Below are 17,139 nucleotides of genomic sequence, written 5' to 3' on the forward strand. Positions count from 1 at the left end.
ACTCCGATCATGACGCTGCCGCGCCTACGTTCCGCCGCCCTGCTGGCCTGCCTCGTCAGCGCCTGCGCGCACCCTGTCGCCCCATCCCAGGACAACGCCGTGCCCACACCCCCACAGCCCCGCTATCCGGGCCTGCATATGCAGGATGAAGTGCCCGACATGAGTCCGGAACTGATGGGCCGCCGTTTCCTGCAACTGGTCGACAGTCTGCAGCGTTACGAGCAGCTGACCTTCGACCATGTGCAACAGGTCACGGGGCTCACGCTGGAAGGCGAGCGCGGGAAACCGGGGCCGCAGTTCAATGTGCGTATGCCGGAGTCGGGCTGGCATTACGCGATCGGGTTCTCCGAAACTGAGGGAGAGCCTAGCCATACGATGGCGGAACTGGATTTCCTGCACCGAGAGGACGCCGGTTTAGTGGACATGGCGCCGATCTGCATACTGGATTTCGAGGCCTATCACCAAGCGCTGCTGGCAATGGGCTTTCTCGAGCGCGACGACCTCGTGTCCTATGAACTGCAGCACTACGTCCCCTTTACCAATGCCCGCGGTGAGGTCGAACATCACCTGGTGCCGAGGCACCCCCTGCCTTTGCCCTATGCCTACTATCGGCGCGGCGATGTCAGCGTCAGCATCCGTTACCGACCTGAGGTGGCGCGTCTTGATTCCGACCGGCGCCGTCCCTGCGTGCGGCGCATTGCCGTCGGCTTCTACGAGAAGTCGCAGTGATGAGCGGTCCCGATGCCACCAATCCGGGCGTACAGCTGGAGGCGGCGCTGGAGCGATTCGCGCAGCGACCGGACGTGACACCCGCGCAAGCCGCACAGCTGCGCGCTGTACTGGCCGGCGACGCTGCGCTGCACGCGAGCTTTCAGCGACTCGCCGCGCAAGGGCACGTGCGAGACTTCATCCCTGCACCGGCGGATGCAGGTCTGCCGATCGGCCGGTACGACTCCGACATCGGTCAGTTGGCAGTGCCTGCGGATCAGCTGCGGGTCGGCGACGCAGAGACTCCAGCGACTTTGGCCGCTACCCTGCGTATCCATCAGATGCTGGCCAGCTACGCACAGGGTCACTGGACCGATGCCGAGCGCCGCGAGCAGCCTGTCAATCAGGACATGGTGGACAACCTCCAAGCCGCGCTGAACGGGTCGCCGGCATTGGTGGCACAGCTACGACAGGCTCTTGTTGCACCGGCGTCCATGCAGTCCGCCCCGCTGCGTGGTTTCGAATCGCTCCCTGGCACCGTACATGCCGGCGGCACCTACGACGCAGCCACAGGCGCGCTCGCGCTGCCGTCGACCGTACTGAACCGACCACCGATCGATTTCCAGCAGGACGCCCGCGCCCGTACCGACTTGACGTTCGTGATGGGACACGAGGTGCAGCACGGCCTGAACGCTGCGGCCAAGCAGGCGGAGCGCTTGCGATTCATCGAGGACATTACGCAGATCGCGCGCAACGGTGGCCCTGCCTACGATTACACCGCCCCGCTGGCCCGCTACCAGCAGGCCGCACGCGCCGATGAGGCCAAGGCGCAGATTGCCGGCTGGAACGCCACCCTGAGCGAACTGCAGCAAAGTAATAGGAATGCGAGTTTTTCCGACATGTTCGATCTGGCGAACCGAGAGACCAACAGGGGCACGCAACGCATCAACGACTTTGTTCTGAGAGACGGTCTCACCCGGCAGGTGGAGCCACAACCCGGCATCACCTTCGAGCCCGACGGCAGCCTGCGCATGAGCGAGGCCAACATCGCCGCAGTCGCGCAGCACTATTTCGACAAGTCGCCCGAACAGACCCGGATCGGCCATCACGGCGACTCCGACTACCCCAATTACTACGGGGCCGACGCGGTGACTGTGGTGATCTACACCCACCGGCAACTGGCCCGACAGGCGGACGGCAGCACACCGCCGATCCAGTTGGACATGGGTCGGCTGCGGCTGGACGAGGTGCTGCTGGAGCGCAATGGTCTCGCGTTCCCGCCGAGCCACACGCCGCTGCCGACCGGCGCGGACACCGACGTGCGCCAGGCCTATGTGGATATCGGGCAGACCCCGCCAGTGACGGGACATTTTGATTTCACACGCACACCCGAGGGCACGCCGCATCGGCACCAGCACCGCCCGATATCGACGCCGGAGGAAGTACGCCCTGCAGCTGGCGTATCGCAGTACGACAGCCTGTCGACGCAACTCGATCGCATGCTGGCCGCACTGGAAACCGGCGACACGCGCAGCTTCCATCAGATGGCCGATGCCCTGGCTCAACGCCCGGCCGTGCAGACGATGCAGGCAGAGGCTGCCCATGCGATCGAGCAGCAAGCGCAGGCGGCCGAGGCCCAGTTGCAGCCTTTCCATGCGCCACCGGCCCACCTCCATCCCGCGCCCGTCATGGAGATGCGTTGATGCCCACCTCGCCGGCAGAGCTCACCCCGGATGCACTGCAAGATCTGCTCGGCAAGATGGCAGTGCTGGTGGCCCAGTTCGATCGCTACTGCGCGCAGAGCCGCGAGGCGCTGCAGACATCGGCACGCCAGGTGCCGGAACAGGTGCGCGCCTCCACCGAGCAGCAGATGAATCAACTGCACAAGGCGCTCCTGACTCGGGTCGGCGATGCGATCGAACGGCCGGTCACGCGCTGCGTGCAACAACTGGACGCGTCGAGCACGCAGTTGCAGCAAGCCTCCGAGGCGCTGGCCACACAGGTGCAACGTGCGCGCCATGTGCATCGTGGCGTGCTGTGGACAAGCACGGGAGCCGCAGGCATCGCCCTGCTCGCAATCCTGATCGCCGGGATGACGTCGACCCGGTACTACGCCGGGGAGATCCAGCGCCAACGCATTTCGGCCGATCTGCTCAAGGCCTACAACGCGGCCGATGTGCAGTTATGCGGGGAACGCCTGTGTGTGCGACCCGAGGCAGACGCCGATGCGCAAAGCGGCTACGTGCAGGCGGCGCTGCGCTGACGAATTGCCCGGTCCTGTCAGGGCGCGGACGGACGCAGCAACAGACGCAGATCGTCGCCGACGTGGCGCGTCTCGACGATCCGCAGCTGCAGCCGCTGCGCCATCGTCTCGATCCCGAGCCCGTCGAACAGCGGTCGCCCGCGTTCGCCCAGCAGCACGGGCGCGACATAGAGCAGCAACTCGTCGACCAGACCCGCGCGCAGGAAGGCGCCCGACAGCGTCGCCCCGGCTTCGACCTGGACCTCGTTGATGCCGGCCTCGCCGAGCAGTGCGAGCACCGCGGCGAGGTCCAGCTGGCCGGCCGCATCGCGCGCCACGGCCACTCGCGGCGCGTCGAACCCGTGCGGCACCTTGGTGTCATGGGCATGCACGTACAGCGTGGGCGCGGCGGCGTCACGGATGTTGCCGCGCGCGATCGTCGCCAGCCCCGCGTCCAGTACCACGCGCAGCGGCGTTGCGACCGGTGCGTCGTCGTCCAGGCGCACGGTCAGGTGCGGGTCGTCCGCAAGCACCGTGCCGCTGCCGGTCAGCAACGCGCCCGCGCGTGCACGCCAGCGCATCACGTCCGCGCGCGAGGCGGCGCCGCTGATCCACTTCGATTCGCCGTTGGCGAGTGCGGTCCGGCCATCGAGGCTGCTCGCCAGCTTGACCCGCAGCCAGGGCCGGCCGCGTTCCACGCGCGACAGGAATCCGCGGTTGAGCGCGCGCGCCTGCGCTTCCATCAGGCCGGACCCGACGTCGATGCCCGCCGCACGCAGGCGGTCGAAGCCGGCGCCGTCGACCTGCGGGAACGGATCGCGCATCGCCGCGACCACACGCGACACGCCGGCTGCGATCAGCGCGTCGGCGCAGGGTCCGGTGCTGCCGGTGTGCGCGCAGGGTTCCAGCGTCACATAGGCGGTCGCGCCGCGCGCCCGCTCGCCCGCCGCCTGCAGCGCGACGACTTCGGCGTGGGGCCCGCCCTTCTGCACGTGGAAGCCTTCGCCGACCACCGCATCGCCCTGGACCAGGACACAGCCGACCATCGGATTGGGGCGCGTCGTCCAGGCGCCGCGCTCGGCGAGGCGCAAGGCCTGCGCCATGTGGCGGTGATCGTCGGCAGTGAAGGTATGCATGCGTGGACTCCTCGAATCGGGTCGGATCACGGATGGAGGCAGACGTAGCGGCGCCCTGGCTGCGGATGCGCCCGCGCGTCTGGAATTGCACCGACCGGGCCACCGGGTGCGCAGACAGTGTGCCGATCCGGGTGGCGCGCCCTCGATACGGACATCGGCGCGGAAACGGGGCTCAGCGCCTGCGGGGCTTGTCGCCCTTGCCGGACGGCAGCGTGCCGCCTTCGAGCAATGGCAGCTGCGCATCGCCAGGCAGATCGCGCTCCAGACGATCGAGTTCCTCGCGGAAATCGGCGACGTCCTCGAACGCGCGGTAGACGGATGCGAAGCGCACGAAGCCGACATGGTCCAGCTTGCGCAATTCGCCGATGACGAACTCGCCGACGCGGCGCGACGACACCTCGCGCTCCGCGGTCATGCGCAGGTGATGCACGACCGCGCGCACAGCCGTCTCGACCTCCTCCTCGGAGACCGGACGCTTGTGCAGCGCACGGTCCATGCTCAGCCGCAGCTTCTTCGCATCGAACGGCTCGCGCCGGCCGTCATCTTTGATGATCGCCGGCAGCTTGAGCTCGATGGTCTCCAGCGTACTGAACCGCTCGCCGCACGCCTCGCACTCGCGGCGGCGACGGATCGTCGCGCCGTCCTCGGACACGCGCGAATCGATCACGCGGGTGTCGGTGTGCTGGCAGAAGGGGCAATGCATGGGGAGCCGTGATTGGAGGATTCGTGATTTGTGATCGGGACAAGCGCAGCGCTGCGCGACCGGTCAGGTGACGGTGAATCGCCTCTGCAAATCACCGATCACCCATCACGGCTTTCAAACGGACGAATGTCCGGTCATCACCGCTTCTCAGCCATACACCGGATATTTCGCGCACTGCGCGGCGACCTTGTCGCGCACGGTGGCGATCACGCCCTCGTCCTTCGGTACATCGAGCACGTCGCAGATCCAGTGGGCGAGATCGGTGCAGTCCTGCTCGAGGTAACCGCGCGTGGTCACCGCCGGCGTGCCCAGGCGCAGGCCCGAGGTCACGAAGGGCTTGCGCGGATCGTTGGGCACCGAGTTCTTGTTGACGGTGATGTGGGCGCGGCCGAGGGCTTCTTCCGCGTCCTTGCCGCTGACGTCCTTGCCGATCATGTCGACCAGCATCAGATGGTTTTCGGTGCCGCCCGAGACGATCTTGTAGCCGCGCTCGATGATGACCTTGGCCATCGCCTGCGCGTTCTTCACCACCTGCTGCTGGTAGGTCTTGAACGCGGGCTCCAGCGCTTCCTTGAACGCGACCGCCTTGCCGGCGATCACGTGCATCAGCGGGCCGCCCTGGATACCGGGGAAGACGATCGACTGCAGCTTCTTCTCGATCTCCTCGCCCGCACCCTTGGCGATGATGATGCCGCCGCGCGGACCGCGCAGCGTCTTGTGCGTGGTCGAGGTGACGACATGCGCGTGCGGCAGCGGGCTCGGGTAGACGCCGGCGGCGACCAGACCGGCGACGTGCGCCATGTCCACGAACAGATACGCCCCCACCTTGTCGGCGATCGCGCGGAAGCGCGCCCAGTCGACGACCTGCGAATACGCGGAGAACCCAGCGACGACCATCTTCGGCTTGTGCTCGACGGCGAGACGCTCGACTTCGTCGTAATCGATCAACCCGGCATCATTGACGCCGTACTGGATCGCGTTGAACAGCTTGCCGGACGCATTGACCTTGGCGCCGTGGGTCAGATGCCCGCCGTGCGCCAGCGACATGCCGAGAATCGTGTCACCCGGCTGCAGCAGCGCGAAATAGACGGCCTGGTTGGCCTGCGAACCCGAATGCGGCTGCACGTTCGCGTAGTCGGCATCGAACAGCTGCTTGAGACGGTCGATCGCGAGCTGCTCGGCGATGTCGACGTACTCGCAGCCACCGTAATAGCGCTTGCCCGGATAGCCCTCGGCGTACTTGTTGGTCAGCTGGCTGCCCTGCGCCTCCATCACCAGCGCGCTGCAGTAGTTCTCCGACGCGATCAGCTCGACGTGGTCTTCCTGACGGCGGGTCTCGTCGGCGATGGCCTGGGCCAGTTCGGGATCGTAGGTTTCGAGGCGGGCATCACGGGCAAACATGGCGACTCCGGGAGAAGGCGAGCGGAACATTCCGGGCGCCAATTGTAGCCGTTCGCTCCGCCCATCCCGGTGTCGACATCGGCGACCGGGCCCGCCATCCCTGCTTTCAGGGATGGTCGCCCACGCCGCCGCCGTGGAATAGTGCAGCACGCGCCGCGTTGCCGGCTCCTGCCGCCCGACATGTCCATCGCTCCCGACGCCACCCTGCCCGCCCCGCTGTTGATCGTCGAAGACGAACCTCTGATGCAGGTACGGCTGCGACACCTACTGTCCGAGCTGGGCTATACCGATGACGCCATCGTCTGCGCGGGCACGCTGACCGAAGCGCGTGCGGTGGTGGCCGAGCAGCCGTTCGCGATCGCGCTGGTCGATCTGCGCCTGCCCGACGGGGATGGCCTGGCGCTGATCGGCGAGCTGCGTGCCGCCGATCCCACGATGGGCATCCTGGTGATCTCGGCCTGGAGCGCGCACCAGACCCTGCTGGCCGCCTTGCGTGCGGGCGCCACCGGCTACGTGCTCAAGGAGCGCGACGATCTCGAAGTCATGCTGTCGATCCGCAGCATCCTGCGGGGCGGTGCACCGATCGATCCCTTCATCGCCCGGCAGATCATCGCCGAGCTGCCGGCGGCCAAGGAGGGTGCGAACCCGCAGACACCCGGCGCCAGCCTCAGCGGGCGCGAGCAGCAGATCCTGGCGCTGGTGGCCGAAGGCCTCAGCAACCGCGAGATCGCCGAACAGCTGAGCCTGTCGCGCTACACCGTCGAATGTCACATCAAGCACGTGTATCGCAAACTGGCGGTGTCGTCCCGTACACGTGCCGTCAACGAGGCCCGTCTGATGGGCCTGCTCGACTGAGCCATCGTGCGCGTCTGGATCCTGCTGTCGCTGCTGCTCGGTCTCGTCTGCGTGTCAGTCGACGCAGACGCCTGCCGTCCCACCGTAACCGCCGTGCACGCCGCGCCCGGACCTGCAGACCTGGACACGCCGCCCGACATGGCGCAGCGCCCCGCGACGGGCTGGACGCCGGTCACGCTGCCGGACCGCTGGACCGATCGCTGGGCCGGACACAGCGGCACGGTCTGGTACCGGGTGATCTGGCGCGCCGGTTGCGCAGGCTCCGCAACGCCGCTGTCGCTGGTGATCGAATCGATCAACATGGCCGGCGAGATCCATCTCAACGACACCCGGATCTGGCAGGACGGGCAGCTCACCGCGCCGCTGTCGCGCAACTGGAACATGCCGCGGCACATCCAGTTGGACGACGCGGCGATCGCGCCCGGCGACAACACGCTGTGGTTCGCGGTGCAGGGCCACGCCCTCGAATCGCCGGGTCTGGGGCGCCTGCACGTGCTGCCGACGCCGGAGGCACATGCATGGTTCCAGTCGCGGTGGGCCCAGCAGCGCCTGATGTTCATCGTGAACATGACGGTGTCGCTGTTGTTCGCAAGCACGTTCGCCGGCATCTGGCTGCTGCACCGCCGGCGCACCGAGTACGGCTGGTTCACCCTGACCAATCTGGCGTGGGCGGCCTTCATCTGGAACGTGCTGGCCACCAGCGCCTGGCCCTTCCCCGACGTGTACACCCTGGTGCGCGCCAACACCCTGGCATTGATGGTCTACGTCGGCAGTTTCCGCATGCTGGCCTGGCGTCTGCAGCCCGCGAGCGCCGGCGACCGGTGGCGGACGTCCACGCTGGCGTGCGCCGTCCTGCTCGCGGTGATCATTCTGTTCGCGGTGCCCGATGGCGCCCTCGCGACGACGGTCGGCTGGATCGCATTCGCAACGCTGGCACTGTTCATGGCGACCTGTCTGGGGTTCGTGGTGACGGCCGCACGCCAGCGCACGGGCACCACGCTCGCGCTGGGCTTCGGGGCGCTGCTCTTCATCGGTGTCACCGCCCACGACCTGATGCTGGTGGCGGGTGTGCTGGAGGATCAGCCCGCGCTCGCGCCGGTCGCAGGCCTGTTGCTGATGCAGGCACTCGCCATCCTGCTGGCGGTGCGGATCGCCCGTGACATGCGCCGCATCGAACGCTTCAACCACGAACTCAACGCCACCGTGACCCAGGCCTGCGACGACCTGGGCGTCGCGCTGCGCCAGGAGCAGGCGCTGGCGGTGGCCAATTCGCGTCTGCAGGCGCGACTGCAACTGACCTACGACCTGCACGACGGTTTCGGCAGCGCGCTGGGACGCGCCATCGCCCTGGCCGAGCGCCACGCCGATACCGATGTCGCGCACCGCCGGCACCTGTCCACGCTGCGCTCGTTGCGCGACGACCTGCGGCAGATCATCGACAGCGATGCCGCCACCGATGCCGAAAGCCCACAGACGCCCGCCGCCTGGGCGGCGCCGGTGCGCCACCGTTTTTCCACACTGTTCGACGCGCTCGGCATCCGCAGTGAATGGTCGTTACTCCCCCACTGGGACAGCGCGCCATCGTCGCGGCAGTCGCTGCTGCTGACCTGGCTGCTCGAAGAAGCCCTGGCCAACATCGTCAAACACAGCCGGGGCGACGCGGTGTCGGTCTCGCTCGAGGCGCCCGCGCCGCAGGTCCTGCGTCTGACCGTGCACGACGACGGCTGCGGATTCGACGTGCAGGCCGCGCAGGCATCCGCGGACGGCATCGGCCTGCGCTCCATGCAATCGCGGGCCACCAATCTGGGCGCCCGGCTGGACGTCACGTCCCGCGCTGGCAGCACCACCGTGCAGGTGGAATTCCGCGTGTCTCCCGACAGCGCGACGCCGCCGACCGGGTCGCGCTGATGGGCAGCATCTCGCGCGCTCCCCGGACGTGTGCGTCTTAAGGCGTGGATGAAGAAGCGCCCTGCAGGCGTTCACCGCGCAACGCAGCCTCCTGACGCACGGCAGACTGCACCGCCTCTCGGCGTCGATCCGCTGGATGGACGGGGCTTACGCGTCGACATCATCGTGGCGGCGCCCTGCATGTCCAGCGCATCAACGGATCACTGAAAACACCAGCCGACACCTGCGTTGCAGGCCACGCAGCGCTTCGCGAGCGGCGCCGGCTACCCAATTCCAGTGATTTCCCGCCCGACGCGGCGGCGGCATACTCGCGCCTGCCCGAGGCGCTGCTGCCCCGGACCGCACTGACCGTTCGGGGGATCCGGTCATGTCGAACCCGTCCACCTCTCGACCTGCCTGCCGGGTCGTGGACGACTGCCGCACCACCACGATCCCGAGCCGGCGCCCGCGCCGCTGGCCCGCGCGTATGCGCGGGTGCGGCCGTGCGCCTGCACCTGTCGTTCCATCGGAGTCCTGTATGCGTCTGCCCCGTCCTGTTCCACCCCGTGCAGCTGTCGGCCTGCTTGCGGCTGCACTGGCCGCAGCATTGCCCCTGCACGCGGCAAGCCCTGGTCAGGGCGCCATCGCCCCCGCATCGGCGACCGCGACGCCAGGACTGGAGCTGCGCGGCATCCGGGTCAACGGCGTCGGCGACCATCGCGTGGCAGGTGTCACGCCCGAGCGTGTGCAGGCCTGGGCCGATGCGGCGTTGCGCGAACTCGGCGGTCCGCCGCCGGTGCAGGCGGACCTCGCGTTGCTGCACCGCATCGCGGACCGCGTGACCGAGGGCTACCGGCAGGCGGGATTCCTGGTGGCGGTGGCGTACGTGCCGCCGCAGGAGATCGGTGCCGACGGTGTGGTCCGCGTCGAGGTGATCGAGGGCACCATCGGCCGGGTGCTGGTGCAGGGCAGCCAGCGTTATCGCGACAGCCAGCTTGCCGCCAGCAGCGTCGGCCTGATCGGCCGACCCGCGCACCAGCGCGAACTGGAGCGCGCCCTGCTCTACGCCCGCGACCTGCCCGGCGTGCAGCTGACCCCACTGCTGCAACCGGGCCTGCATACCGGCGAAACCGACATCGTGCTGGTGGCCGAGGACGATGCACGCCCCTACGGCGTGCGCGTGGGCGTCAGCAACCACGGCACCGATTCCACGGGGCGCTATCGCGCCGAAGCCGCCATCAGCGCCTACAACACGCTGGGCGCTGGCGACACGCTGTCGGCCAGCGTCGGCTACGGCATCGATCCGTCCGACAGCTGGCAGGCCGCAGTGGCACTGAACCTGCCTGCGTCACGCCGCCCGGGCCTCAGCGCCGTGTTTGGGCTCAGCCGCAGCGAACTGAAACTCAACACCGGCCCCTTCGCAGCGCTGGAGATCCACGGTCCCACGACGCTTGGATATGCCGGCGTGGACTGGGCGTTCGTCCAGTCGCCGGGGCTGCTGGCACGCGCATCGGCGCGCTGGATCCACGAGCAGTCGCGGCTCGATGGCCTGGGCATGGAACTGTCGCGGCACACCTTCGACGTCATCGAGACCGGTCTGAGCCTGCGCCACACCGACCGACGTCTGCGCGGCATCAATGTCGTCCAGGCCTCGATTCGCAAGTCCATCAACGACGAATCACCCGCGTTCAACTGGCTCTATCCCGCGCACGAATCGCATTTCCTCGTCGGACGCCTGTCGCTGGCCCGATTGCAGGCGCTGCCCGGACAGCAGCGCGTACTCCTGCGTGGCAACGCGCAGTTCACCAGCGACGCTTTGGTGCCCATGGAGCAGTTCAGCATCGGTGGCCCGGACAGCGTGCGCGCATTCGCGCTCTCCAGCGGGCTGGGCGACCGCGGCGTGCAGGCGACGCTGGAGTACCAGGTGGACGCGCCCGGCTTCGCCGAGCGCGCCTCTCCGTTCGATGGGCACACCTGGCGCGACCTGCTCACCGTATCGGCGTTCTACGACTGGGGCCGCACCTCGCCTGCCGCAGACGGCCGCCAGCGCGGTGTGCTGCCCATGACGCTGGAGGGCGCCGGCGTCGGGTTGGGCCTGCGTCTGCCCTGGCAGCCCGATCTGCGCGTGGACCTCACCGCGGCCCGTCCCACCGGCGGCACCCGCTCCATCAATGACGACGGCGTCCAGGTCTGGGCGCGTCTCGGCATGACGTTCTGAGAGGACATCGACGATGAACCGCATTTTCCGCCTTGTCTTCAACCGCGCGCTGGGTCAGGTGCAGGTGGTGTCCGAGCTCGCATGTCGTACGCGTTCCGGTATCGATACGCGTCCCGCGCGCCCGCCGCTGCGCGCGTTGCTCCCGGTCGCGCTGTTCTTCGCCGGCGGCGCATGGGCGCAGACCGTGCCCGCCGGCCAGTTGCCCACCGGCGAGAACGTCCTTCACGGCAGCGCCGGCTTCGATCGCGGAACCGGGAACCTGCTGCGAATCGTGCAGAACGGACGCACGGTCATCGACTGGAACACATTCGACATCGGCAGCAACGCCAAGGTCGATTTCGTGCAGTCGGCGGGCAGCATCGCGCTGAATCGGGTGACCGGCGGCAGCGTGTCGCAGATCCTCGGCGCGCTCGAGGCCGACGCAGGCGTGTTTCTGATCAACCCCAGCGGCATCGTGTTCGGCGCAGGTTCGCAGGTCAACGTCGGCAGCCTGGTGGCGTCGACCCTGGCGCTGGGCCCGCAGTTCGTCGGCGATACCCGCGACCCGTTGCGGCGGTTCTACGAGGAGGGCAGCACGCTCGATCTCGTCGGTGGCACACCCGCGGCCGTCATCAATCACGGCGACATCCGCACCCACGCGCTTGGCGGCTCGATCAGTCTGGTCGGCGCGTCCGTCTTCAACGGCCCGTCAGCGCCCGATGGCGCCGGTGGCACGCTGACGGCCGATCAGGGCGCCATCCACCTGGTCGGCGCGGGACGTGCGGAAGTCGTGCTGGGGCCGACGCATCGCGTGAGCGCGCATTCGAGCACCAACCCAGCGCCAGGCGCCGCGGTGCTGGTCGACAACGCAGGGCGGATCCAGGCCGATGGCGGGTCGGTCCGGATGATCGGCGCCGCTGCGCTGGGGGTGGTGTCCAGCGCCGTCAACACGAGCGGCGTCATCACTGCGAATTCGCTCGGTGGCCTCGAGGGGCGGGTGGAGCTGATCGGCACCAATGCCGGCGTTTCGGCAGGTGGCTCGATCGTCTCCAGCGGCGACGTATCGCTCGCGGCGGACCGGGGGGAGGTGGCGCTGTTGGGCACGCTCGAGAGCCGGTCCCTGGCCGCCAGGGGTCCCGCCATCCGGCAGACGGCCGGCCACCTCGATTCGGGCGACACGCAGCTCATCGCCTACACCTATGCGCAGGGCGTGGTGCAGGCGGGCGACATCCGTCTGACCAGCGCCGACAACGTGTTCGGCGGCACCACCTACTTCTACGGGCGTGACGTCACGCTCGCCGGCAGTTCCGGCTTGCGCGTCGGCGGCACCATCGACGCACCCTTCGATGCACTGCGCGAGACTCGGAATCTGTCCCTGGACATGGCGGGCGCGATCACGCAGACCGGCGCGATCTCGGTCAACGGCACCACCTCGCTCGACGCGGGCGGTGCGATCGCATGGACGGACGCTGCCAACAGTTTCAACGGCGCAGTCACGCTCGCCAGCGGCGGTGCCGCCGCGTTGACCGCCAATGGCACGCTGGCGCTGGGGGTTTTCGATCACCAGAATCTGACGGTATCCGCCGGCAACGTCACGCTCGACGGCGGCACGTTCGGCGCGCTCGACGTGTCCGCGGTCGCCGGCGACATCCGCCAGACCGGTGCCCTTTCCATCGGCGGTGCCGGCCGGTTCGAGGCGAGCGGTGCGATCGACCTCGGTCTGACCGGGAATGCCTTCGGTGGGCAGGTTTCGCTCGGAAGTGGCGGCCAGGCCGCCGTGGCGACCGCGGGCGACCTGTCGCTCGCCCAGCTTCAGGTCGGCGGCCTGTCCGCGACCGGCCGCCGTATCGCCTTCAGCGGCGGAACCATCGACGGCGCACTCGCCGCCACGGCGACGGGCGGAAGCATCACCCAGACAGGCGCGTTGTCGATCGCCGGTCTCTCCACGCTCGACGCGACCGGTGCGGTCGCGCTGGGTCTGCCGGGCAACCGGTTCGGCGGCGCGGTCGACGTGCGCGGTGCCGGCATCACGTTGCGGGATGCGAACGACCTGACGATCAGCCGCATGGACAACGGCGGCAATTCGGCGGTGTCGCTCACTGCAGGCGGCAGCCTGACGCTGCGGTCGGCCGCCATTGATGCCGGCAGCGGTGCATTGACCCTGTCGGCAGGCAACACCCTGTCCACATCCGGTGCACTGGCCGGCGGCACCGTGCAATTGCATGGCGGCACGGCCCTCAACCTTGTGCATGACGTGACGGCGGCGAACGCACTGACGCTGTCGAGCGGCGGCGCAGTCAACCAGCTCGCCGGCGCACTGCGCGCACCGCAGCTGATGTTGTCCGCCGGCAGCGCGACGCTGACCGGCAGCAATGCGATCTCCGCGCTCGGCAATGTGGACGTCGCCGGAGCGTTCGCGCTGCGCAGCGCGGGCCTGCTCACGCAGCGCAGCGGCGCACACGTGCGGGTCGGCGGCGCCGCCGCATTCGACGTGGGGGGCGCGGATATCACCCTTCGCAACGCCGGCAACACCTTCGGCGGTGCGGTGTCGCTGAGAGGGCAAAACACCGACATCCGCAGCGACAGCGGATTGCGCTTCGGTACCGTGAACGTGTCCTCCGTATTCGCAGCCGCGCCGGAACTTCGCTTCTCCAGCGACATTTCGACCCAGGGTCTCCAGTACTTCGACGGTGCCGTGATTCTGGACCGCGATACCCGCCTGCACAGCCAGTTCGGCACGATCTATTTCGTCAGCACGGTGGACGGTCCCCATGCCCTCGTGATCGATGCGCAGGGCGCAGGTGTCCGGTTCGGGGGGCCAGTGGGGCAGACCCGGGCACTCGCTTCGCTGGACGCGCGTCGTGTCTATCCGGCCATCGTCGGCGGCGACATCACCGCGACCGGCGATGTCGCCTTCGGCAACCTACGGGTAACCGCGCCGCAGGTGACCGTGCGCAGCCAGACGGGGAACATCACGACCGGCGACCTCATGCAGGAATCGATCATCGATCCGGCGACACTGCGCCTGTCCGCTGCAGGCAACGTGTCCATCGGTTGGGTCGGCACCGCGCGCGCGCTGCGCAGCCTGACGCTCGAGGGCAGTGCCGTGTCGACCGGCGCGATCCGGGTGGACGACCAGTTGACGATCGCCGCACGCAATGGCGGCATCGTCCAGGACGGTGCCTACACCGTCGGTGGCGCATCGCGCTTCGAGACGACGGGCGACATCACCCTCGACAACGTGCTCAATGCCTTCGGTGGCGATGTCTCGCTGACCGGCGCCAATGCGATCGTCAACGCGGCGTCCGCGTTGCGGTTGGACGGTATCGACGTCGCCAGCCTGACTGCCGACAGTGGCGCGTACGCGCTGTCGCTGCGCGAGGCGACCGTGGCCGACGGTGCATCACTGACGGGCGCCGGCGTGACGCTCGGCGGCGTCGACATCGGCGGCGATCTCGACATCACCTCCGGCACCGGCGGCATCGTGTTCGGAAGCGGCCGGATCAGCGGAGACCTGCTGGCAACGAGCACCGGTGCCATCCGCCAGGACGGCGCGACCGAAGTCGGCAACGCCACCACGCTGGAAGCCGGCCAGGACATCACGTTGGACCACGTCGGCAACCGCTTCGGCGGCAACGTCCGCGCGACCGCAGGCGGCGACATCGCGCTGCGTGGCGCCGGCACCCTGCGCGTCACCCACATCGACGGTGGCGACGATGCCGATGTCTCCCTGCGTGCCGGCACCGTTGATCTCGCGACTGCGATCGACACGGGCGCCGGCGCGCTGACGCTGCAATCGGACGCGGGCACGCTGCAGATCGCGCATGCATTGGGGGGCGGTACGGTCTCCCTCGACGGGCGTGACGGCCTCGTGCTGGGCGCCGACGTGGCGGCAAGGGGTGCACTTGCGATGTCCAGCAGCAGCGGCGCGATCCGGCAGCAAGCCGGTGCGATCGTCGCGATGGGCACGACCATGATCGCGTCCGGTGGCGACATCACGCTGGGTGGGTTCAACGACTTCGGCGGTCCGGTGTCACTGCGCGGCGGCAACGCCGTGATCCGCGACATCAACACGCTCACGCTCGGCACGCTGGTGCTCGATACGCTGGACGTGACCAGCCAGGGTGCGCTCGGTCTGGGCCAGGGCCAGGTCGACGGTGCGGTGACGGCGCGCTCCAACGGTGGCGGGATCCGCCAGAGCGGTGGCTTGGTCTTCGGCGGCGGCACGCTTGATGCCGCTACCGGCCACATCACACTGGATCACGCCGGCAACGACGTCACCGGCACGCTGAACCTGCGTGGCGGCACGGTGGCGATCACCGACCGCAACGCACTGACGCTCGGGACCGTGACCGCCGGCGCGCTGACCGCGATCAGCCAGGGCGGACTCGATCTGGGCCAAGGTCAGGTCGCCGGCGCGCTGCGCGCGCGTTCCAATGGTGGCGACGTCGGCCAGTCGGGTGCGCTGCGGGTCGCGGGCACGACCGACATCGGCGCCGGTGGCGGCGACATCACGCTGGCGCATGCCGGCAATGATTTCGGAGGCAGCCTGCTGCTGGCAGGCAATGCCGTCGAGATCGTCGATGCGAATGCGCTGACGCTGGGCGCCGTGTCCGCGCGCAGTGTCGACATCGGAGCGGCGACGATCCGGCTCGGCAGCGATGTCTCCACCCATGGCGACCAGATCTGGCGCGGAAACATGGCGCTGGCCGCCGATGTCGCTCTGGACAGCAGCGCCGGCGACATCCTGGTGACCGGCACGATCGATTCGGCCGGCGGCACGGCACATACGCTGATGGCGACGGCCGGCAACGGGGAGGTGCGGTTCGCACAGGCGATCGGTAGCGGCAACGCGCTGGCCGACCTGACGGTCTCGGCCGACCAAGTCACATTGGGGAACACGATCGACGTGAATGACAGTCTGTCGATCACCGCGCGCGCCGACATGATCCTCGGCGCCAACGCGCGCGCCGGCGGCGACATCCACGTGTCGACCGGTGGCGTGTTCCGCAACCTCGCCGGCGCGACCGGGCTCGACAGCCGCAACGGGCGCTGGATCGTGCACATGGCCGGGATCGATGCCGGTCACGTCTTCGGCGGCCTGGACAGCGGCAACACCGGCCTGACCGGCGTTGTGTCGCCGGACGCGGTGCTCGAGACCGGCAACCGGTACGCATTCGGCGAGCGCCCGACGCTCACGCTGGCCACGACGGATCTGCGCAAGACCTATGGCCAGACAGCCGACCTGTCAAAAGCCTTGCGTGCCGACGGCCTGCTGCAGGACGCGGCAGGTGCGTATCGCGGTCACACGCTGACAGACGTGATCGGCGGCGCGCTATCGATCCGCTCCGACGGCGCTTCCGCCGCCGCCACCGTGGCAGGCGGCCCGTACGTGATCACCATCGACGACACCGGCCTCCGCGCCTCCGGCTACACGCTTGCAGTGCGCGACGGGGGCCACCTGACAGTGGATCCGGCCGCGCTGGTCATCCGGGCGAACGACGTGAAAAAGCCGATCGGCCTCGGAACCGACCTCAACGGCTACACGGTCGACGGCCTGCAGAATGCGGATCGCGTGGACGGTGTGACGCTGCGCAGTGACGGTACGGGGCCCGACGCGCTCGCCGGCCGGTACGTCATCGCGGCGAGCGACGCGGCCGGCGAAGGGCTGGGCAATTACGTTGTCGAATACGTCGACGGCATCTTGGATGTCGGTGGCCTGGGCAATGCCGACGCACTGGGTGTGGCGCGGGCGGTGGACGCGAGCCGGCGCCAGGTCGCCCCGATCGAGGAGCGCGGACGTACTGGCGAATCGCCGATCCGGGTCGAAGACAGCGGTATCCGCCTGCCGGCAGATGCAGCGTGCGAAGGCGCGGCGGCGGCCAGCGCCCGATGCGCGGTGACATCGGCCCGATGACATCGGGATCCGGAGGGCTCGCCACGGCCCCCGGGTCCGCAGGCGCCACTGCCTGAGCCCAGGGCGCCTTGCCGGTATAATCGGCGGCTTCCC

The 17,139-nt window shown here is 68.7% G+C and carries 10 protein-coding genes; 7 read left to right on the forward strand and 3 right to left on the reverse strand.

What is annotated here, in order from left to right; all coding sequences use genetic code 11:
* The first annotated feature begins 9 nt into the window (after positions 1 to 9).
* The 3 genes from AC3A5K_RS07175 to AC3A5K_RS07185 are packed head-to-tail and all read left to right on the forward strand — an operon-like array spanning position 10 to position 2,971.
* On the forward strand, positions 10 to 729 hold the full coding sequence (locus tag AC3A5K_RS07175) for a hypothetical protein (RefSeq protein ID WP_487616802.1): 720 nt from the start codon (positions 10 to 12) through the stop codon (positions 727 to 729).
* Positions 729 to 2,411, forward strand: coding sequence for a hypothetical protein (locus AC3A5K_RS07180; protein WP_487616803.1), 1,683 nt, complete (start codon positions 729 to 731; stop codon positions 2,409 to 2,411). The genes AC3A5K_RS07175 and AC3A5K_RS07180 overlap by 1 nt, the downstream gene beginning before the upstream one ends.
* Entirely contained in the window at positions 2,411 to 2,971 is a 561-nt protein-coding gene (locus tag AC3A5K_RS07185; RefSeq protein ID WP_487616804.1) for a hypothetical protein, read from the forward strand. Before AC3A5K_RS07180 ends, AC3A5K_RS07185 begins: the two co-directional genes overlap by 1 nt.
* Positions 2,972 to 2,988: 17 nt before the next feature.
* Here the strand turns inward: AC3A5K_RS07185 and ribD are convergent, their stop codons facing one another.
* The 3 genes from ribD to glyA form a co-directional block, all read right to left on the reverse strand.
* A complete protein-coding gene (ribD, locus tag AC3A5K_RS07190) occupies positions 2,989 to 4,086 on the reverse strand; it encodes a bifunctional diaminohydroxyphosphoribosylaminopyrimidine deaminase/5-amino-6-(5-phosphoribosylamino)uracil reductase RibD (RefSeq protein ID WP_487616805.1) in 1,098 nt (365 codons plus the stop codon).
* A 172-nt stretch (positions 4,087 to 4,258) separates the two neighbouring features.
* Entirely contained in the window at positions 4,259 to 4,789 is a 531-nt protein-coding gene (gene nrdR / locus AC3A5K_RS07195) for a transcriptional regulator NrdR (protein ID WP_487616806.1), read from the reverse strand.
* Between the two features lie 147 nt (positions 4,790 to 4,936).
* Complete coding sequence (gene glyA / locus AC3A5K_RS07200; protein ID WP_487616807.1) at positions 4,937 to 6,190, reverse strand: serine hydroxymethyltransferase; 1,254 nt, start codon at positions 6,188 to 6,190, stop codon at positions 4,937 to 4,939.
* A gap of 180 nt (positions 6,191 to 6,370) precedes the next feature.
* Here glyA and AC3A5K_RS07205 point away from each other — a divergent pair, with 180 nt between their 5' ends.
* The 4 genes from AC3A5K_RS07205 to AC3A5K_RS07220 all read left to right on the forward strand — a co-directional run bounded on the left by AC3A5K_RS07205 (position 6,371) and on the right by AC3A5K_RS07220 (position 17,046).
* Entirely contained in the window at positions 6,371 to 7,045 is a 675-nt protein-coding gene (locus AC3A5K_RS07205) for a LuxR C-terminal-related transcriptional regulator (protein WP_487616808.1), read from the forward strand.
* Positions 7,046 to 7,051: 6 nt separating this feature from the next.
* Positions 7,052 to 8,953, forward strand: coding sequence for a sensor histidine kinase (locus AC3A5K_RS07210; protein WP_487616809.1), 1,902 nt, complete (start codon positions 7,052 to 7,054; stop codon positions 8,951 to 8,953).
* A gap of 517 nt (positions 8,954 to 9,470) precedes the next feature.
* On the forward strand, positions 9,471 to 11,150 hold the full coding sequence (locus AC3A5K_RS07215) for a ShlB/FhaC/HecB family hemolysin secretion/activation protein (protein WP_487616810.1): 1,680 nt from the start codon (positions 9,471 to 9,473) through the stop codon (positions 11,148 to 11,150).
* Positions 11,151 to 11,163: 13 nt separating this feature from the next.
* Complete coding sequence (locus tag AC3A5K_RS07220) at positions 11,164 to 17,046, forward strand: two-partner secretion domain-containing protein (RefSeq protein WP_487616811.1); 5,883 nt, start codon at positions 11,164 to 11,166, stop codon at positions 17,044 to 17,046.
* Positions 17,047 to 17,139 lie beyond the last annotated feature (93 nt).

The organism is Luteimonas sp. Soil_C_5, assembly GCF_057656615.1.